At 44.0% G+C, this 21343-nt stretch carries 13 protein-coding genes and 2 pseudogenes; 13 read left to right on the forward strand and 2 right to left on the reverse strand.

Annotation, left to right across the window (positions count from 1 at the left end; genetic code table 11):
* The first annotated feature begins 115 nt into the window (after nucleotides 1–115).
* The 9 genes and pseudogenes from NYR52_RS03480 to NYR52_RS03520 all read left to right on the forward strand — a co-directional run.
* Nucleotides 116–1231 carry a WD40 repeat domain-containing protein gene (locus NYR52_RS03480; RefSeq protein ID WP_259436283.1) on the forward strand — a complete coding sequence of 372 codons (1116 nt, stop codon included), beginning with the start codon at nucleotides 116–118 and terminating at the stop codon, nucleotides 1229–1231.
* Nucleotides 1222–1839, forward strand: a complete 618-nt coding sequence (locus tag NYR52_RS03485; protein ID WP_054095858.1) for a WD40 repeat domain-containing protein — start codon at nucleotides 1222–1224, stop codon at nucleotides 1837–1839. The genes NYR52_RS03480 and NYR52_RS03485 overlap by 10 nt, the downstream gene beginning before the upstream one ends.
* 877 nt (nucleotides 1840–2716) lie before the next feature.
* A complete protein-coding gene (locus tag NYR52_RS03490) occupies nucleotides 2717–5947 on the forward strand; it encodes an ATP-binding protein (RefSeq protein WP_259436284.1) in 3231 nt (1076 codons plus the stop codon).
* A gap of 14 nt (nucleotides 5948–5961) precedes the next feature.
* A complete protein-coding gene (locus NYR52_RS03495; protein ID WP_259436285.1) occupies nucleotides 5962–6573 on the forward strand; it encodes a DUF7680 family protein in 612 nt (203 codons plus the stop codon).
* 19 nt (nucleotides 6574–6592) lie between these two features.
* Nucleotides 6593–9811 carry a DUF1156 domain-containing protein gene (locus tag NYR52_RS03500; protein WP_259436286.1) on the forward strand — a complete coding sequence of 1073 codons (3219 nt, stop codon included), beginning with the start codon at nucleotides 6593–6595 and terminating at the stop codon, nucleotides 9809–9811.
* A 34-nt stretch (nucleotides 9812–9845) separates the two neighbouring features.
* Entirely contained in the window at nucleotides 9846–13775 is a 3930-nt protein-coding gene (locus NYR52_RS03505) for a helicase-related protein (protein WP_259436287.1), read from the forward strand.
* Nucleotides 13776–14434: 659 nt separating this feature from the next.
* Entirely contained in the window at nucleotides 14435–15013 is a 579-nt protein-coding gene (locus NYR52_RS03510) for a WD40 repeat domain-containing protein (RefSeq protein ID WP_259436288.1), read from the forward strand.
* Nucleotides 15014–15187: 174 nt separating this feature from the next.
* Nucleotides 15188–15550, forward strand: coding sequence for a hypothetical protein (locus tag NYR52_RS03515; RefSeq protein WP_054095863.1), 363 nt, complete (start codon nucleotides 15188–15190; stop codon nucleotides 15548–15550).
* A gap of 172 nt (nucleotides 15551–15722) precedes the next feature.
* Nucleotides 15723–17072: pseudogene (locus NYR52_RS03520) on the forward strand (IS1182 family transposase); the annotation flags it as partial.
* A 261-nt stretch (nucleotides 17073–17333) separates the two neighbouring features.
* On the opposite strand, the gene NYR52_RS03525 reads toward NYR52_RS03520, so the two are convergent.
* Nucleotides 17334–17675 carry a hypothetical protein gene (locus NYR52_RS03525; protein WP_022737893.1) on the reverse strand — a complete coding sequence of 114 codons (342 nt, stop codon included), beginning with the start codon at nucleotides 17673–17675 and terminating at the stop codon, nucleotides 17334–17336.
* Between the two features lie 96 nt (nucleotides 17676–17771).
* Here NYR52_RS03525 and NYR52_RS16710 point away from each other — a divergent pair.
* Together NYR52_RS16710 and NYR52_RS03530 are read left to right on the forward strand one after the other, a co-directional pair.
* A pseudogene (locus NYR52_RS16710) lies at nucleotides 17772–17978 on the forward strand (hypothetical protein); the annotation flags it as partial.
* A 69-nt stretch (nucleotides 17979–18047) separates the two neighbouring features.
* On the forward strand, nucleotides 18048–18557 hold the full coding sequence (locus NYR52_RS03530) for a pyridoxal-phosphate dependent enzyme (protein WP_259436289.1): 510 nt from the start codon (nucleotides 18048–18050) through the stop codon (nucleotides 18555–18557).
* Here the strand turns inward: NYR52_RS03530 and NYR52_RS03535 are convergent.
* A protein-coding gene (locus NYR52_RS03535; RefSeq protein WP_375163144.1) for an IS5 family transposase occupies nucleotides 18554–19394 on the reverse strand; the annotation gives its coding sequence in 2 pieces (ribosomal slippage) (nucleotides 18554–19057 and nucleotides 19059–19394; 840 coding nt in all). The genes NYR52_RS03530 and NYR52_RS03535 overlap by 4 nt on opposite strands.
* 179 nt (nucleotides 19395–19573) lie before the next feature.
* On the opposite strand from NYR52_RS03535, the gene NYR52_RS03540 reads away from it, so the two are divergent.
* A complete protein-coding gene (locus tag NYR52_RS03540) occupies nucleotides 19574–20206 on the forward strand; it encodes a hypothetical protein (protein ID WP_259436290.1) in 633 nt (210 codons plus the stop codon).
* A 730-nt stretch (nucleotides 20207–20936) separates the two neighbouring features.
* On the forward strand, nucleotides 20937–21263 hold the full coding sequence (locus NYR52_RS03545; protein WP_259436291.1) for a YnfA family protein: 327 nt from the start codon (nucleotides 20937–20939) through the stop codon (nucleotides 21261–21263).
* Nucleotides 21264–21343: the final 80 nt, after the last annotated feature.

Below are 21343 nucleotides of genomic sequence, written 5' to 3' on the forward strand. Positions count from 1 at the left end.
GTGCAAAAAACAAATCTCTTCAAGCTAGAATAAGAATGATCAGGGAGCCACAGCCAATACGGCTCCCTGAATGTTATTGGCTGAAATCAACCTTCACAAGAGGAGTTGCATAAAAATGAAAGCGCATAACACAGAAAAGCCATTATCTTCCCCAAAGGAACTGGAACCTGGTGCATGGTGTGAATGTTATTTTGATATAATACGGCAGATATACCTACATCCGTTCAAAGATGAGCTGTTTGTGATAAGACAAGCTGGTCAGCTAGGACGTTGGCGTTATACACCGGAACTCACATATGTGGATGGATATGAATTAGCTGAGATGAGATGCTTAAGATTTTCCCCTGATGGGGAGTGGTTTGTAATATTGCTTCCATCACTTGGTCGGATAGAGATAAGAAGCACAGATGATTTGAGCTGTTTGCGTCAAATTCAGAAAGAGTTCATATATGATGAGTCTTCTGAAATGTGTCTAAGTCAAGACGGACGCTGGCTGGTGTTGGATGCATGTAAAAATTATGACAAGAGAGGTGCAGAAGATGGAGCTGCTTGGATTGATTTACAGACGGGAGAAACGATTTTTCGTACATGGGAGGAAATGAATAATAATATTAAACTAGAAGATGAATATGCTACTTTTATCGGTCAAATGAAGTTTTCTCCTGACCAAAAGCAGTTGGCGGTGAATATATGGTATGATTGTTATATTTCAGAAATAAACTTCTTTAAGAACCTACATCATAAAGACCAACGGATAGAAGAGACGCCATTAAGTTATTGGATCGCTGAAAACATATCTGACTTTTGTTATCATGCTGATTCCACCCGCATGGTCTGTTTTAAGACAATGAAACCGGGAGATTGGAAGTTTGACGAATATCGTGAGCACTTTACCCCTGGATGGCTAGGAGAGTTGATTGCCCTATCAACAACACATCAGGAAGAGTTATGGAGGGTAACGATCGATGCTAGCTTAACCGGCTGGGAACAGGGAGTTGTAGAGGGAAATTATGAACCTTATGGATATGGGGCAAAAGTATTGGTTGGAGAAACGGAAGTAGTTTGCACAGCCCCGGGTGGTCAGATGCTATTCTTTGATATGGAAAATGGAACATTGAAGCGGAAGATGAAAGTGAACGGAAACTATATTTACGCCATTGGTTGGCATCGTGATGGGGATAAAATTCGGGTGGCGACAGATCAGGAGTTGCAAGTGATTGAGTGGAAGTGAGGAAAATAAAAATGAAAGCTCATGATACTGAAAAGCCTTTGTCATCCCCAAAAGAACTGGAACCTGGTGAATGGTGTGAAAATTATCCGGGAAATCGGCAGGTATATCTTCACCCAGTCAAAGATGAGCTGTTTGTGATAAAGAACCGTGGCCAGCTAGGCCGTTGGCGTTACACACCGGAACTCACATATGAAGATGGGTTTGAAACAACTCATATTACAAGCCTAGAATTTTCCTCAGACGGGGATTGGTTTGCAATGTTGGCTTCGTCGCTTGGTCGGATTGAGATACGAAGCACATCGGATCTGAGCTGTTTGCGTCAAATTCAGAATGACCATATATACAAATACTCTTGTGAAATGCGGCTTAGTCAAGACGGGCGCTGGCTAGTATTAGATGCATGTAAAAATTATGACAAGAGAGGTGAAGAAGATGGAGCTGCTTGGATTGATTTACAGACGGGAGAAACCATTTTTCGCTCATGGACGGAAATAAATCATAATATTGAACTAGAAGATGAATTTGCTCTTATTATCGGCCAAATGGAGTTTTCTCCTGACCAAAAGCAGTTGTCGGTAAATATATGGTATAATTGTAGTATTGTATAAAAAAAAGCGATATTTACATTTCAAGAGTGAAAGGAGAATGAGCCTGATGTTATTTTTAACTGTAATGGTAAGCGATTTGTCTGAATTAGTAGAAGAGATACTATATTAGATAGAGATGTTGTAAGAGACATAGTACACATTAGATTATGATATGTGTTTTATTGGCAGTATGGTTAATTTTAAAGAAATAGAAAGGATATGTTAGAATGGGAGCTAAAATTGCTCATGATATTAATATTAGCACGAGCAATTTTACAATTATCAGGTGATTATAGGATGATCAAGAAAAAAGCATGAATTCTTCGTAGTCAGACGCTCTGGTCTTTGATACCTGTACACAGAATGCTGCTTTATCGTTTTTAAATGATGAGAAAAGCATTTTTGAAGACGGTGATTTTATCTGTTAAACTTATTGTGATTATTTTTGCTGAATTAAGAAAGTAAAGTCGTTCATCTTAAAGAAGATTAAACAAAGATTATTACTAGAAATGGCAGATAGCATTGGTAACGAATCTACTTGCGTCGTTCGGTAATAGGTTCTTGAAAGTAGGTGGAGATTTATTTCCACTTCCCAGCTAACTCCAAATTCATGATGGTGGGATTCTAACACGAAAAAGAAAGAATGGGTGGAAGATTATCACACACTAGTACTACAGTTGGAGTTAATTCTTTGTTTCCCGACTCCACAGGAAAGCAGCAGATAATTTCTGTAGTTAAAATTATTTTATTTGTTATATATTAATTACTTATTTTATTTCCTGTTGGTCTGGAAAAGAAAAAATACAAGATAAGAAAGAAACGGGAGAGATGAAATGGGCTTAAAGTCAACCTGCTAAAGTTATTTTCACAATACAAAATTTAACAAGGGGGGCAACATATGATTTCTGTTTTACAGACTTGCCAACCGCGCCCTGAGATATTGGCGGGAACATTTAATCCGGAAGTATTTACTGCTTCGCTCAGCCCGATTATTGACTTCTATCGTACGGGACGTAGCTCAATTGATCATATTTATACGAATGCACAACAGTTTTTTGATGAAGCGACCTACCCCACGCAAGGTTTGAAAACCACATTAACAGAAGTTTTCAGCCGAATTGCAGGAGATATGACAGTTCCTGCAATTCATCGTTTGGAAACGGCATTTGGTGGGGGAAAAACGCATACTTTGATTGCTTGTACACATATTGCTTATCAGGGTAAAAAACTTGAAGGATCAATAGGAGAAATTCTCGATCCGAATTTGCTTCCTGTACCAGGCTCAGTATCTGTCGTTGGTGTGGCAGGGGATGAAATCCCGGTACATAAATCAAAAGGGAAAAATCTCATTCCGTATACGCTCTGGGGTGAGATCGCATATCAAATCGGTGGTGAATCTCTATATAAAGAAGTAGAGGAAGAAGCTACTTCCTATGCTGCACCGGGGCGCATCTATTTTGATAAGGTATTTGGCGGAAGGAAAGTTCTTCTCATGCTGGATGAGTTGGCTCAGTATGCCGCGCGTTTGGAAGCTGCACGACCAGACGGCGCGAACCAATTGGCGGCATTTTTGATGACACTTCATGGTTATGCTCGAAATCATCCTGGGATCGCAATTGTTTTGACACTTGCCAGTTCCACAGATGCATTTGCCAGACAAACTGAACGTCTGGCTGAATTAATTGAGGTTGTTCGAGGAGAAGAAATCACAGAGGATGACGCCGTGGGAATCAGCGAAAAGGCAATCAAGGATATCACCAGCGTAGTGGCACGAGACGCGGTTCAAGTAACACCTGTGCAGGCAACTGAAATTTCTTCCGTGTTAGCGAAACGGCTGTTTGTCTCTGTAAATCGTTTGTCTGCAACAGAAACTGCAGAAGAGTATATGGCGATGTATCGCCGAAACAGTAATCTGCTTCCAGAGGAGGCCACAAGTGAGCGATACCGTGATCGGATGATTGCCAATTACCCGTTCCATCCCACTTTGGTAGATTTCCTAAATAAAAAATTGGCCGAAGCTGAAAACTTCCAAGGGACACGGGGAGTGCTCCGCGTTCTGTCTCTCGCAGTACGGAGTTTATGGAAAAAGCAGATTGATGTTCCTATGATTCATACTTGTCATCTGGACCTCCGGACCGAACGGGTTGTAAATGAGGTTCTTGGACGGACAGGGAGTTCCGATCTTTTGCTGGTGCTCAATGCCGATATTGGCAGCGTGGACACTGAATCGTTGGACGGGGGACTCAGCAACGCAGAGAGGGCGGATCAGAATAATCCTCATCCCGAAGGGCATCCACTGTTCGAGTACACTTGGAAAACCGTATTTCTACATAGCTTGGTGGGCAGGGATGAAGGGATTCCGTCCAAGATTTTCGGGATTACAGAATCGGAGGCGTTGTTCAGTGTTTCGTTCCCTGGGATGACACCGCCCCAGGTGCGCACCGCCTTGGAGGAGATTGCCGAAAGTGCCTACTATCTCCGCTTTGAACAAGGAAAATACTACGCCAGCGACGAACCTACGATTAACAGTATCTTGGCACGCATTCGTAATGGAATAACTCATCCCCAAGTGAAGAGCTTGCTTGAGAATACGGCACGGAATATTATTAAGGCTGATAAAGGTGGATTGTTTCATGTCGAACATGACGTTTTCCAACCGGAACATTTGCCGGACGGGAAAGGAAAGCCGATTCTTGGAATTGTGTCGCCTACAGTGGAAACGATCGACATCGAGACCATGGTGACAATGGCGGGGGCAAGCAAACCGCGTCTGCAACAAAATCTGGTCTTTCTGCTGGTGCCTGAAACGGTCAAGATTGGAGAGATCGATACCGGTCTGGAATTGTTTCCGGGGCAAGGAGCCAAGTCACAGGATGTACGTAACCGAATAGATTCCATTGCCCGACAAGTTCTGGCGATGCGGGATCTGGCTAAGAATCCGCAAAACTTCGGGGTTAATCCGAAACGGTTGGAAGAGAGCGGGTTCAGCAAGCGAAAGGCAGAGCGGGAGCAAGCGCTCATGACCGCTGTTGCAGATATCTATATCAGCCTTTATTATCCGTCTACAGCCGGGCATATTGTCCGTAAGGAAATTAAAACAACCGGCGGAGAAAGCGGTATTTCCTTTATCGAGCTGATCCGGGAGGCTCTCATTGAAGCAGGAGAGTTGCTTACTGAGCGAAATAACAACCGGTCAGACCTTTTCAACCTCAGTAAATTGTTTTTTGAACACGGGGACACGGTCACTGTTGAAGAGCTAAAACATTCTTTTGCTTGTATCCGAAGTTGGCCGGTTCTCGCCAGTGGGGCGACTTTGGAACAACTGGTTCGCAGTGGAGTACAAAAAGGAGTTTGGTGTGTATTTCGTCTGGAGTCTCCTGATCAATCACGACCAGAAGAATTTTATCACGAGAAAAATGACGCACCAATGGGTGTCAACCTGATGTCGGATTCATTTGCGCTTATCACTCCTCAAGGCGCTAAACAACGAGGGTGGTTTGATGAGCGGAAGGTTGATTGGGAGATGTTAAAGCAACAAATTTATGAAGTAGTAGATAAAGAAGGAAGCGTAAGTGTTCAGCGGATTGAGGAGGTCATCCGGGAAAGTGTGGGAGAAGTGACACGCAAGGAGCTGGATGACACAGTCGTTTCCTTATTAAAGGATTCTAAGCTTTATGCCTGCCAAAATAAGGGGGATACTTGGAATAAGCCCAACCTGATCGCGGGTTCAAAAGCATTGCAATATATCCCGCTGTCCCAAGATGTTTTGGTCACCAAAGCCAAGGCAAAGGAAAACGGCTGGATTGATGAGGATCGATCCAACCGCATCCATGTCCAGGGGGATGAAGCTCTCGAGAAAGTATTGCCTCTTCTTCGGCGGATAGGTAGTCTCTATAATAAAGGCGGCAAAACAAAGATCGATTTTCTGGATCTGTACTTTAAAATACCAGCAGGTGGAGCATTGAGAATTCAGTTGGAGGATGCATCCCCACAAACGATTAAGTCACTGGGAGAATGGTTTGAAGTGCTTGATGGAATTGTAAAAAACGGGGAGCAAACAGAGGTTGAACTCGATATCGCGGATCCGGCCGAAGATTGTCCCTTTGTGAAGGAGTTGGATAAAAAGTAGGTGAGGTAGTCGTTATGGTTAATCAAATCACTGTACAGGACTGGGAACTGGAACGGGACTTTCAGCACCGTATCCTCCCGGAGTTGGATCATGCTCCTTGGGTTCTCCGACTTACGGAGTACAAAGACAAACCGACTCCTGTCCTGGTTATTAAGAAACGGATTTACACTGGTGACGGTCCTTATGGGGACGAACAGGCTGAAGGCAAATCCATGCTTAAAGACCAAGGGCTGTTGTATGGTCAGCCCTTGCGTCGCTGTTTGCCAGCTCTCAGAAAGATTCTCAGCAGGGTAAATGATGTTGCAGGTATTCCCTTGGAACTTCAGCGTTTTTTTAACAAAGACCGAATTCAATACCGCGGCAACTTGCCTTTGGATGAAGAAGCAGGAGCCAAGCTGGCGCTCATTTTCAAATTACAGGAGAGGGTTGTTGATTTGGACCGCGTTGAACTGATGGCTTGGCGAGTGGAACGATTCAGCAGGGAGGAGGCGGTCTACTGGTTTACTCGTGCGACTCAGTATGGTGAGGCCGCCAGCCGTTGGGCACTGGCCGGTATGAGGATCATGCTTGGCGGACAACCAGGAGACGAAGAAATTCAACATATGCTGCAAAAACTCCGGAAATAGAGAAATGGGAGAGGAGAAAATGACAACTCAGAACGAAACAAGAGCGGAAGTTCGATTCATTGAAGCGGGTTTTCCCTGTCACCAGGTTGGGGCGGAGACTCAGCGAGAGAGAGGAGCTAGTTCGGCACTTCCGCCACTCTATTTTCTTCATGTCTGGTGGGCACGGCGCCCTTTGACTCCTAGTCGAGCGGCGATCTTGGGATCACTATTACCAGCCGGAACTGATCCGGACTGGTTCCTGCGCCAACTTGGGATAGAAAAGGTGCAAGCGATTGTGAATGGTGTGCCGTGGATACTTGATGATAAATTAATAGAACGTGTAGCGAGAGATGAACTTGGTCAAGAAACATTAGATTTAGATGCGGTTGTTTATCGAGCACTTCAGCGAGAAAAAGCGACAAGGGCTGAACATAGGAAATTGATTGCTCAGATTGTAGATCAGTCCCCTCATGTGCAGGAATACTCTGCAATTCAAAAATGGCAAACTCTGAGTCAACCGCTCCCGGAACCCTTTCCGGTAGAGGGTACCAGGTTGAGAGTTGAAAGAGTAGCAGCGGACCCGGCCTGGTTCAAAGAGTTGATGGAGATTGCTAAAAATATTGGAGTCCGTGTTCCTAATATGTATGGATATTCGAGGGCATATACCCGTCAACCTGAGTGGGGCGATTCAAATATTACTGTAATGGATCCTACTGCGGGAGGCGGCTCTATTCCCTTTGAAGCGTTAAGGCTTGGATACCGAGCAATTGCTAATGATTTGAATCCTGTTGCAACGGTTATCCAATACGCTACGTTGGATTATCCTGCTCGCTTCGGGAAAAATCTCAAAATGGAAATTGGAAATTGGGGTCAAAAACTGATTTCAGTTTTGGATAATCGGTTGAATGAGGTATTCCCGCGTGTATTTCCTTTGCCAGAATCCGAACGAATGTTTTTGAGAGCTCATTTGAAGCAATTTCCTGAACTTGTATCAGAATATGATCAGGAAGAGACGACCACCTATTTATTTGCACGCCAAGTCACCTGTCCACATTGTGAAGGAGAAGCTCCTCTCCTAAATACCTCTTGGCTATCCAAAGAGGGAGAGAAATGGGCAGTTCGTATTGTTACGGATGGCAAGAAAAAAGGGGGGACAGTAAAATTTGAACCTTACCGTCTTCAAGGAAAGAAAGGTCCGAATGGAGAGGACCCTGATTTTGCTACCGTAAATAAAGGGGTTGGGCTTTGCATTCACTGCCGCCAGGCGATTCCATCGGAAGAAATCAAAGCACAGGCACGTGGGGAGTCACCGTGGGGAACATGGAAGGATCGCCTGTACTGTGTTGTGGCGGTACGCTATCAACCCAAATTGGACAAACACGGACAACCGGAGCGGTATAAAAGTGGTACAAAAGCAGGAGAAATCAAGACAGAAAAAATCACGTTCTTCCGTGCACCCAACGAACAAGACTTGAAAGCTTTGGAAGAAGCCAGGCTTCAACTGGAACAGAGCTGGGAAGCATGGGATCAAGATGGATTAATCCCGACCGAGAAGATTCCGCAAGGCCATAAGACAATGGAACCATTACGGGCCGGAATGAATCGTTGGTGCGATATGTTTACGCCACGGCAGCTGTTGGGGCAACTGACTTTGGTTGAGGAATTGAACCGTCTCAAACCACAGATTCTCGAAGAACTGGGTCAGGAGAGAGGCAAGGCGGTTGTCACCTATCTGCAATTTGTGATTGATAAATTACTTGATTATAACAGTAAACAGACGCGTTGGCATTACGGACGTGGTGTATTGGTGAATACATTTGGCCGTCATGACTATTCGCTTAAGTGGACCTTTGGGGAGATGATCTATACAGGACCTTATTCTGGTCCGGATTGGGCTTTATCACAGGTGTTAGATGCTTATCAGGGAATAGCAGAATTGGTGGCTCCACTTCATGAGGAATTAAGAGGAGCGGCTCCGCCTGTTACTATTCTTCATGGTACAGCGGCGCATACTGGAGTGCCGGGTCGTTCCATAGATTTGATCTGTGTGGACCCGCCTTATTACAACAATGTTCAGTATGCCGAGCTGTCGGACTATTTCTATGTCTGGCAGAAGCGGACTTTATCGGACCTTTACCCTGATTTATTTGAGCGACGGTTGACCAACAAAACGGATGAAGCCGTGGCCAATCCGGCCCGGGATGGTTCCAATTCAAATGCCGCTCAACGGTATGAAGAACTGATGGGGGAAATCTTCGCCGAGTGTCGCCGTGTACTGAAAGATGAGGGGATCTTGACGATCATGTTCACCCATAAAACACAAGAGGCATGGGAAGCGTTGACACGTTCCTTGATTGAACAGGGTTGGACAATTACCTCGTCGATGCCGGTGGAATCAGAAGCAGGTGAGTCCACGCACCAAAAAGGGATGGCCGCTGCCGCCAGCTCTATTTTCCTCACCTGTCGCAAAAAGGAGCAGGACAACCAAATGCCGGCGACCTGGACCGGGTTTGGTGGCACCGGTGTGGCGCACCGTATTCGTACGGCTGTTCGTGAAGGACTGAAAGAGTTTGAGCCGCTGAAGCTGAATCCCGTGGATGAGATGGTGGCGTGTTACGGACGGGCGCTGCAGGTGTTGTCGGAGCATTGGCCGGTTTTGGACGGAGATGAACTTGTCAGCCCGATCCGGGCCATGAACGAGGCCAGTGCGGTCGTGGCAGAGCACCAGATCAGCCGCCTAACGCGAGGGCGTCTGAAGGTGGAAGATCTGAACCCGGAAGCGGCGATGTCATTAACGCTTTATGGCATTTTTGGGCTTAATGAATTCCCTTATGACGAGGCATTGAACTTGTCGCGTTCGCTGAACATCGCGCTGGAAATGCGTCCGGCGGGATACAGTGTTCAGAATCGGATGCTTGGAATCAACGACGCCAGCAGGGGCCGCAGCATCCGTGGTACAGATGCGGAAGATAGAGGCTTCCATGCGCCATTGGTACGCAAAGGTTCCAAATTGCGATTGGTAAAACCGGAAGAGCGTCATCCGAAGCGTTTGGCCAATCCCCAGACAGAGTGGGATCTGCTGCATGGCCTGATTCTTGCCTACCGGGAAGGTGATGTTCCAGTCGCTCGTGCATACTTGGCACAACATGCGAAGGAGAAAGGGCAGACCGTATTGGACCTTTTAGCTGTCTGGACAGCGGAGATGACAGAGGAAGAGCTTCGGCGGGAAGGAGAAGCTATCCTGTTCGGCTTGAGATAAGAATCACCGGCGGATCATAGATAGGAGGAACATCATGACCGAGATAAGAGAGAGTAGGAACAACCAAGGACTGAGATCACGCGAGTGGCTTCTCTCTTACAAGACCTCCTCTACCATGATCGGAGACAGGCCAGTCAATATGTTACATGACTTTTACATTCCGGCACTCAGCCGCGCGGTTCGCTATGACCGCGTGGCCGGGTATTTCCGGTCCACTTCTCTGGCAGCCGCTTCCCAAGGATTTTCTGCCTTTGCCAATCAAGGTGGAAAGATGCGCCTGATCGTTGGTGCTGATCTGGAACCGAACGATGTAAAAGCGATCTTACAAGGAGATGCAAAAAGACTTTCGGAAAAGCTGACTGAAGAATTGGAACAGGCGGACTCTTGGCCGGAAGGTGTTCGTAACGGTGTGACATTGTTGGCCTGGATGGTGGAGAAAGGATATCTGGAAGTTCGGGTCGCTTTTCGGCTGCACAAAGATACCGGAGAGCCGATTTCCTTTGATTCCATGGAAGATGGTTATGTTCACGAGAAGTGGTTTTTGTTTACCGACGAATATGGGAACCGGATGTATGGAGCCGGATCGCTCAATGAGTCCAAAACCGCACTGCATCTGAATGCGGAGAATATTGATATCCATTGTGACTGGTGGGGAGAAACGGATCGGAAAAGAGTCGATGAAGCGGCTGAATCATTTGAAACGCTCTGGGAAGGGAAAGTTCGTCATATACGCGTGCTGACTCTTCCGGAAGCGGTTCGACGCCGGCTGGTTCGGTTTGCTCAAGACGTGAAAAGGCCGCTGGAAACCGACGGAACCAGCGAGATTCCCGAGCCCTCGACAAAAGCGGAAAAGGTTCAGCCGGATGGAATTCCTTCCGCGCTTGAGCGGCTGAAGTTCGCCGTGTTACGGGATGCACCCAAAATGCCGGGTGGGCGTTATGTTGGGTTGGAAACGGCACCGGTTGAACCGTGGCCCCATCAGATCATGGTTGTCCGTCGATTAGTGGAGAACTGGCCGTATTCTTATCTGCTGTGTGATGAGGTGGGTTTAGGTAAAACGATCGAAGCGGGACTGGCCATTCGTTGTTTGCATTTGGCGGGATGGGCCAAACGGATTTTAATTGCTGCCCCTGCAAGTTTAACCACCCAATGGCAGCGTCAGCTTGCCTCCAAATTATTGTTGTCTTTTGGCCGGGTGATGACACCGGGAATACGGCATCACTATCTCTTGCCTGTTGAGGAGGACTTCACTTCTGGTTCGTTTTATGAGCCGAATCTCGTCATTGTGTCAACCGGCCTTATGTCGCGGCGGGAGAGGATCAAGCAACTGGAAATGGCTGAAGAATTTGACATCGTTTTGGTGGATGAGGCCCATATGGCCCGGCGGAAAAACCCTTCCAAGGGAGCAGAGGCCAATCCTCAGTTCGGTCATCTTTATACGACGATCCGGGATCACTTACGGGGGCGGACGCGCAGTTTGTGGCTGGCCACCGCTACACCGATGCAGATTCACCCGGTGGAGGTTAGCGATTTGATCGCTTTGACGAATCGGGTGGGAGCATTTCAGTACGATCCTACATTGACCATGAAATATTACGATATTCTCGGCAGGCTGCTACAAGGCGAGAAAATTGGTTCGGCTGATTGGGATTTCCTGCGGCGATCCATTTTGGGAACCCAGCGTCAGGATCATAAATATTGGGAGTTTTTGACCGACGTGGTTATCAGCGGTCGGATTCGAAGCGATGCTCGCCAGTGGTTGGAATTTAACCGGGTTCCACGCGGTACCAGAAACCAACAACTGATGTCACGTCTAATCTTCAGTGCCTCACCCCTGTCCCGGGTCATGCTCCGCCATACCCGTCAATTGCTTGAGATTTATCGGGAAAACGGTGAACTGCAACAGAACCTAGCTAAGAGGGAAATCCGTGATCTTCCTCAAATCCGTTTTAATGCACTGGAGCGGAAGATCTATGATCAGTTGGAAGAGTACTGCAAAGGTCTGGTGGTACAGATCGGCCCCCAAGAAGAGAACAAGCAGATGATCAGTTTCCTCCTCAGCTTCCTGAGGCTTCGATTTGCCTCCAGTTTATATGCATTTCAGAAAACAATCGAACGGCGTCTCAAGAGAGTGGAAGAGACGCTTCGGCATCAGTACAAAACCAATGGAGAAGAATATGACGGAAGTGGAATAGAAGATCTTGTCTTTAATGATGAGGTGGAGGAGGAAGACCCGGGAATCACTGACAAACTGTTGAAAAATCGGACGCCTGTTGACCTTCGGTGGGAGCAGGAACGGCTCAAAAAAATGCTCAAAGACATGGAAGAGTTACACGGTCAGTCTTCCAAGATGCTGTTCTTGCTTAGAGAGCTGGATAACCGTAGGAACCGTCAGACGAGGAGGATTCGGCAAACGGTCATTTTCACCAGATTCTATGATACGCTGGTGGATATCGTTCAGCGACTCAAAAGAGCCGATCCTGAAATGCGAATCGGGACATACTCCGGAAAGGGTGCGGGTTATTATGATTCTCAAGCCCAGACATGGGTTAATACGGAGCGGGAAGAGGTCAAGGAACGATTCTTGCGCGGTGAAATCGATATCCTTGTCTGTACGGATGCCGCTGCGGAGGGGTTGAACCTTCAGACCGCCGATTTGCTCATCAACTACGATCTCGGCTGGAATCCGATGAAGATCGAGCAACGAATTGGACGGATCGATCGGATTGGACAGAAGCACGAGGTAGTTTATGTGCTGAATCTTTGTTATGTAGACAGTGTGGAATCCATCGTTTATGGACGATTGCTTCAGCGGTTGAAGGCTGCTAACCTGATCGTTGGTACGCAGCAGCTTGCCTTACTTCCGGTAGATCCACAGGATTTTCAGGAACTGGCTCAAGGTACGCTGACACCTGAAGAGCTGGAATACCGTATTCGAGAGCGGATTGAAGAGCAACGTAAACATCTGGCCTATATGGAGATCAATCCCAAAGACCTATATGAGATTTATAAAAATATGAACGGCTTCCATCGGCGTTGGCAAGCCCCGATCGATCTTCAGTCCATTTGGTCAACGTTAACCGAATCCCGATATCTTCAGGAATTGGGATGTAAGATCTTTGATGAAAATAACCTCATCCTTGAAATTAATCATGTAGATGGAGTGCCTGATGGGTCTGTTTTAACGGTATCGAGAGAACTCTATGAGTCGGGTCTCCCTGATGGTAAAACCCGTGTGCATTTTGCTTCATATGGCGATCCGTATTTCGATGCGATCCTTCGTAAAACAGAGAAAATGAAGCTTCCTAGTTGCGTCAGGAGAATTTCAGTAGATATCCCCGACCTTCCTCATGTAGAGATAGTTGGGTATGCGGTTTTATGCAAAAAGGAAGATGGAAGCCGCCAAGTGCGGTTTATCACAAAATGGGATGATTTGAAAGGAATCTGTCTTGCTGAAGGAGAGATACTTAATGATCCTGAAATTGAACCACTTCGTCAGCAATTGTACAGTCAAGCACTCGATGAGTTCACCTTTACTGCATCGGTGAAACGAATCGAGGGAGAAAACACTCGCGCTGCAATGATTCAAGAAATGATGAATTTCTTGACTGGTCATCATTTGTTGGAAGAAAGAGCGAAAGTCGCGGGAACCAAGGCACGGTTTGGCTCAGTCCTTCGTGATGTAATTTCTTTAATTGAAGAACGCACGGAAGGAATCCATATTGCTGAGATGCCTGGAGATGTGCTACGTCAAGTAAAGGATGAAGTGCTATTCCCGCTCCATGTTCCCAAATCCGGCCAAAATGTTACGGTTTTGGTCCCCCCTCTTTTCTGTCTGACATCAGTAGATTCTATTAAACGCATGGCGGATCGAATGAAGAGACAGGAAAAAGATATCAAGGTAAAAAGTATGATAACCACCTTGAAACGCGAAGCCAAAAATCGAATGGAGTCGATTTTTTAAAGAGAAACATGGTTTTAATGAATGATTTATAAGCTTTTCTATTGTAAGTGAATTAATGCCAATAAAAATGTTCGATATGAGCAAACCCACGGCTTAAAGGAGCGTGGGTTTGTTTAATGACGAATATAAATCGAGCTCGAAAAAACGGCATTCTTTCACTGAACCGTAGATTAATTATGTATAGCTATTTTTGTGATAGGCAATGAGTACTACTATCTATATTGACAATATATATTGCTTTAAAAATACATAACACAAATGAATTGAAGTACAGACTTGAGAAGGCGATTTTTCTTTTCTTCATCCTCTGTTTCTTAATTAGGACGAGTCTGATGAATAGGCCAGCGGATCTCTAGTCCATTTTCACATTCACTTCATGTGCACAATATGCTCTGATAAGAGGAAAGACAGTATTTTAAGAAGTTTGGTACCAAGTTTTTTGAGCATATAAAAAATGTTAGAAGACCATAAAATAAATTTATGATACGTATAAATAGAAAAAGGATATAATAAGCAGACTATGGCTTCTTAGTCTTAAAGGAAGAGTATGCCCAAAATACGGAAATAGGAGAACAATAGCTATAAAAGACTAAACCGTGGTGAGCGCAAGGAGCCGTAGCTAATACGGCTTCATTCTTCAAAGGAGGAGTTGCATAAAAATGAAAGCGCATGACACAGAAAAACCCTTATCCTCCCCAAAGGAAATGGAACCTGGTGCATGGTGTGAATGTTATTTTGATATAATACGGCAGATATACCTACATCCGTTCAAAGATGAGCTGTTTGTGATAAGACAAGCTGGTCAGCTAGGACGTTGGCGTTATACACCGGAACTCACATATGTGGATGGATATGAATTAGCTGAGATGAGATGCTTAAGATTTTCCCCTGATGGGGAGTGGTTTGTAATATTGCTTCCATCACTTGGTCGGATAGAGATAAGAAGCACAGATGATTTGAGCTGTTTGCGTCAAATAGAGAAAGAGTTCATATATGATGAGTCTTCTGAAATGTGTCTAAGTCAAGACGGACGCTGGCTGGTGTTGGATGCATGTAAAAATTATGACAAGAGAGGTGCAGAAGATGGAGCTGCTTGGATTGATTTACAGACGGGAGAAACGATTTTTCGTACATGGGAGGAAATGAATAATAATATTAAACTAGAAGATGAATATGCTACTTTTATCGGTCAAATGAAGTTTTCTCCTGACCAAAAGCAGTTGGCGGTGAATATATGATATGATGTTTATATTTCGGTAATACACTTCTTTAAGAATCTACATCATAAAGACCAACAGATTGAAGAGACACCATTAGATTATTGGGTTGCTGACAACCTGTCTGACTTATGTTATCATGCCGATTCCACCCGCATGGTCTGCTTTAAGACAATGAAACCGGGAGATTGGAAGTTGGATGAATATCCCGAATGCTACACCCCCGGATGGGTAGGAGAGTTGATTGCCCTATCAACCACACATCAGGAAGAGTTGTGGCGAGTAACGATCGATGCTAGCTTGACCGGCTGGGAACAGGGAGTTGTAGAGGGAAATTATGAACCTTATGGATATGGGGCAAAAGTGTTGGTTGGAGAAACGGAAGTGGTTTGTACAGCCCCGGGTGGTCAGTTGCTATTCTTTGATATGGAAAACGGAACATTGAAGCGGAAGATGAAAGTGAACGGAAATTACATTTACGCCATTGGTTGGCATCGTGATGGGGATAAAATCCGGGTGGCGACAGATCAGGAACTGCAAGTGATTGAGTGGAAGTGATGGATACTTTGATGAAATAGAACAATCAATAGAGAAACATAGGCGTAAAAAAGCAACAATTCTCTACAAGAATTGTTGCTTTTCTGAGGCTGCTGACAAACTGCCTTGAAAGGCAGGGTCAGCAGCCTTTTTTGTCGAATCAATAAAAAACACTCTATAAGGAGTTTTTTCTATGTTTAGAACAAACCCGAGTAAAGAACATCAACCAGAACTAGTTAACATAGAAGAATTAGTTCCACGAGATCACTTGTTACGGAAAATTAATGAAACGATCGACTTCTCCTTCATTGCTGAGAAATGTAAAGAATTATACTGCCAAGATAATGGGCGTCCATGTCTTGACCCAATTATGTTATTTAAAATGCTACTCATTGGATATTTGTTCGGCATTCGTTCCGAACGCCGACTCATTGAGGAGATTAAAGTTAACATCGCTTACCGTTGGTTTGTAGGGTTATCTCTAACCGACCCAGTCCCACATGCATCTACTTTCAGTCAAAACCGTCGAAGACGGTTCCAAAGCTCCACTATTTATCAGGAAATATTTGATGAAATTGTCATTCAGGCGATCCAACATGGATTTATTCAAGGAAAAGAGCTTTTTAGTGACTCCACTTTTCTTAAAGCCAATGCCAATAAAGGAAAGTTCAAAAAACAATTAGTTAAAGTTACTCCCAAAGGATATATGGATGATTTAGAACAAGCAATTGAGCAAGATCGAGAAGAGCACGGAAAGAAGCCTTTAAAAAAAAAGCCCATAAAGGTTGAAACGAAAGAAATTCGTGTAAGTACGACCGATCCAGATAGTGGTTATATGGTTCGAGATGGAAAACCCGAAGGCTTTTTCTATCTCGATCATCGTACTGTCGATGGTTTACATAACTTCATTACAGATGTATTTGTTACACCAGGAAATGTCCATGATTCAGTTCCTTATTTAGAAAGGTTAAATCGTCAGAAAAGCCGCTTCGGCTTTTCGGTGAAAGCTGTTGCTCTGGATTCTGGTTATTTAACTATGCCTATTTGTCGTGAATTGAGAGGACAAGGAATCTTTACGGTTATTGCACATCGGAGTTTTCGACCAGATAAAGACCTCTTTCCGAAATGGAGATTTAAGTATATTCCTGAGCAAGATGTATATCTTTGTCCAGCAAAGCATCAACTTACATATCGAACGACCAACCGTGAAGGATACAGACAGTACAAATCCAATCCCGAGATTTGTAAGCAATGTCCTTTTCTTAAGAATTGCACAAAGTCAAAGAACCACACAAAAATCCTAACACGTCATGTATGGGAAGATGCAAAAGAGTGGGTTAGACAAAATCGCTTGAGCCCACGTGGAAAAACTTTATATAAGCGTCGAAAAGAAACGATTGAACGTAGCTTCGCTGACGCGAAGGAACTTCATGGTCTTCGATACGCACGCTACAGGGGGCTTGCAAAAATTCAAGAGCAATGCCTCCTAACTGCTGTGGCTCAAAACATAAAAAAGTTGGCTATGCTGCTTTCGAGAGCAGGTAAGGGAGGTGGTTTTAAGTTTATATGGGTTGATATTCATCCATTAATTGTTTATATCCCTTTTATATACAAAAACCCTGCGATCAACAAAGTTGATTCGCAGGGTTTGTCAACATTCTCAAAAAAGCAACAATTCTCTACAAGAATTGTTGCTTTTCTTTATAGTTGTGAAAAGTGGTTGTGGCATATAATTATGACCATGCAGATAGCTGCTTTTAACAACAATTCGTTGCTAGAAAGGTGGAATTCACAGAGATCATGATCAACTTTCAGGTTCTATTGAGTCGTAGTATGGCCAGTTTTCATTTTTAACAAAGATATCACCGGTGACAATATCAATACAAAGATCCCAAGTATAAGGAACCCTCAGTCGCAGATGGACTCGACTCCAAAAGTCCATTATTTTCAATTCATGTTCTTTGAATTGAGATAAGCATGTTTGAATCGATTCGGGATCCAGTTTTAGTTGGATGTCCGACAATCGAAGGATGGCAATATGTTCAGTATGTAGTTCGCGAAATTCATTTACTTCATCTACTGTAGCTTTAGCGATGACAGTACCATCTTGGGGTTGGTTGTCGTAAATGTTTCTTCCAACGATCATTATTTGAGATTCTCCTTGTGTTTATCTCGTTTTTAAACATTATATTATATAATAAATACGCGATAAAATATATTTTTCTAAGGTTATGGTTTTATCATCATTAACCAAAACATCACCTTCTCATTGGCGATAAAAGGAGTCACCCGCTTACTCATCGTACTAGGTTGGTTTACGCTCTGGATGGCCATTTTTGCTGAAAATACCTTACTCTGTATTTTGTATATCTGTCCCCCCGTGATTTCAGTACTCTACCACTTCAAACTTCGAATAATTATCTATAATATAACTATTCCGAGGAAATGAGGGAGTACCATATGAAACGAAATGTTAGTTTTTCTGATGTTCTAGAGGCGTTGGAACGATAAAAAGGGGATGACTATTATTCCGCCTTTTGATGACCCCAGAGTGGTTGCGGGAGCAGGTACCTCTGCACTTGAGTTGCTCCAAGATGTAGGAACACTTGACGTAATGATGGTTCCTATTGGTGGAGGCGGATTAATTTCCGGGACATCTATTGCTGCACATGGTTTTGATGCCCGTATTAAAGTGATTGGCGTGGAGCCAGAAGGTGCACATGATACTCTTTTATCGTTAAAAGAGGGAAAAAGGGTTGCCATCCCACCTTCAAATACGATTGCCGATGGACTACGTGCCACGATTCCAGGTCGTTTTACCTTTCCTATTATAGAAAAACATGTAGAAAATATAGTTACTGTCAATGATGATGAAATCATCGAAGCTATGAGATTTGCTATGACCAGGCTAAAAATGGTGGTAGAGCCATCTGGTGCAGTTACTTTGGCAGCTTTACTGTCAAAACGGTTACCGTTTAAGAATAAACGTGTTGGCATTATTATTAGGGCGTGTCTGGTGAATGATTAATTGAGCCACATGATCAAGGAAATCAAGGTAATGGCGGCACAAAAATAAACCGCCCGTTTTTCATAACGAGTGGCGAAGCCACGCCATTGCTTCAGGCGGTTAATACAGCGTTCAATCACGTTTCGGCGTGAATATTGTTCTTTGTTGAAGGTCAGAGGACGCCCCGGCTTTTTGGCCCGACGCTCCGCCTGATCTCTGCGTTCGGGGATGGTATGGGAAATCCCACGTTTTTGAAGAAATCGACGACAAGACGGATAACTGTAGCCGCGATCGGCAATCAGATGATCCGGCCTCTTGCGAGGCCTTCCTTTTCCCAAACAGGGAACGGAAATGGAATCGAGTAATGCTTGTAATTGGGTACAGTCATGCTGTTGACCGGGAGTGATTGTAAAAGCAAGCGGTCGACCTTTTCCGTCACAAGCAAGATGGATTTTGGTCGTCAGACCTCCGCGGCTTCGTCCGAGTGCCTCATTCTGGAAGCGAGGGTCCCCCTTTTTTCGGCGCGCCTGCGGCGTGCTGATGAGCTCGGACAATCGTGCTGTCAACGAAAACAACCCAATCGACATCGGAAACGGCGTGGGAGTAAGTCTGAACATGCTTAAGCAAGCGATCCCACGTCCCATCCTTTTGCCAACGTGTAAAACGATAGTAGCAAGTTTTCCAAGAACCATAACGTGCAGGCAGATCCCGCCAGGGAGCTCCCGTCCCAAACTTCCACAGGATTCCGTTCAAAATGGTTCGGTGGTCTTTCCACTGTCCGCCTCGTTTCCCATTCGAAGGCAATAAAGGCTCGATCTTTTCCCAAGCCTCATCTGTAATCTCATAACGCCGTCTCATCATGATGTCTCCTTGCTTTTGTTGTTATGAACATTCTAACAGGAAATCATGATGGATTCACCAGACACGCCCTAGTGGTGGAAATGTTGATCCTTCTCTAGTAGCTCGTAGTCTCTAAGTGAAGCAAAGGGATCAAGTCCACGATGACAGCGGTTATGGTGAAGGTGGAGGGATGTTATATGATCACAGTGCAAGTTGAAGAAATAGATGATATATCAATAGATGTTGGATCAGAAGATGATGTACCACCATTATATTTATTAAGTAAAAGAAACGGAGTGAAAATTTACCAAATTAGTCCTGCTGATCATGAGAAAAGACCAATAGAAGCAGTTAAGCATGTGCTTACAAACTTCCTTATCCAAAAAAATAAATTTCCTATATATTTGTATCTTGAAGTTTATCCTGATTTGATGGTTGAATTTAAACAAGAAAATATTGATTTTGAAGTAGTACACTTGGAGGACTTTAAAAAACGCGATTATGAAGGAGAACGATTTGTTGGTTTTTATCAGGTTTTGCGAGTAAAAATTGATAATGAGTCTGTCCTTCGACATATTATTAATAGAACTTACAATTTGGCTACTATTCATTTCCTTTACCAATTATCATATGATAAGCATCTGGATTTTAAAGTGTATAAATCTCCTGTAAATGCAGTTGTGCCGATTTATCATATGCTAGAATCCAGTTCATATATTATCGCTGGTTACGATGGTCTATATTTAGAGTTAATTACCAATGAGCTGGAATTTATGGAATTGCATCAATTAGCTAGGTTTTTATCTGCGATTGTTAATGTAAAGATTTGAGATAATAATATCGCTGTATGTGGATGAAGGCTTGAACCCGCCTCTCTAAGCAGAGAAGCTTAGGGAGGCGGGGATTTTGGAATTAGTGAAAATTACCCAATTTGTTTAGAGGATGTTGCCCAACAAATCACTCAAGAGGATAACAACGCTACTCACAATATTTTGTTCTTCCATAACATAGCGGCACGCATGGGTAGCTAAACAAGGGATACCTACAACCCAAAAGAATAGGATGAAACTCATATGGAAAGTTATGATAATTACCCAATCACTTAATTTGAATATATATTTAACGATAATAAGTGGGAGTAAAAAAATAATCAAAGCGACAAGGTAATTAACTAAATAATTCTCCAAATAGACGGGTAGCGTTTGAGATGGATTTTCTGTAGGACCTAGATGGATTTGTCCAATCACTATGCCTACAAGGACAGAGAGGGCAACAAGAGAAACAGAGCTGAGAATAAACTTACTTAGTATATGTTTGATCATTGAACCACGTTCCTTTAGGAATTTTTTATATTTTATATGATACCGACACATAGCTCACTTCTTCAATATCGGTAAAATATCAATGGGTGTTTGCAAGAAACCTAAATGAAAAGATGAGTACCCATTCAGGCTTGCATCGCTTAGATCCCAAACGTTAGTCTGACAAGGAGACCTCCTCTGAATTTTTGAGGAGGTTTTAGTCTATTCCGAACCAATATAAGGGAAAGGGAAGATTAGCATGTTAAAAGCCATGATATTATTTCTTTTTGCGGGTTTGGCGGAAATCGGTGGAGGTTATCTTATATGGCTATGGTTAAGAGAAGGCAAACCATTGTATTGGGGTGTTTTTGGAGGAGTAGTTCTTGCGTTATATGGCGTAATTGCCACGCTCCAATCCTTTCCGTCTTTTGGCCGAGTATATGCAGCTTATGGTGGCGTTTTTATTCTGCTCTCAGTTTTATGGGGTTGGGGGATCGATAAGAAAACACCTGATCTCTATGATTGGATAGGAGCAGCCATTTGTTTAATCGGTGTGAGCGTTATACTCTGGGCTCCAAGGAATTAAGAGATCTCTCTCAGATTATGTTGCGCCCTAAAAGCTTGTTGAAAGGATTTGGGGGATATATTTAGAAAATAGAATTTTAG

The sequence above is a fragment of the Laceyella sacchari genome (genome assembly GCF_024927925.1).
GTDB classification, from domain to species: Bacteria; Bacillota; Bacilli; order Thermoactinomycetales; family Thermoactinomycetaceae; genus Laceyella; species Laceyella sacchari.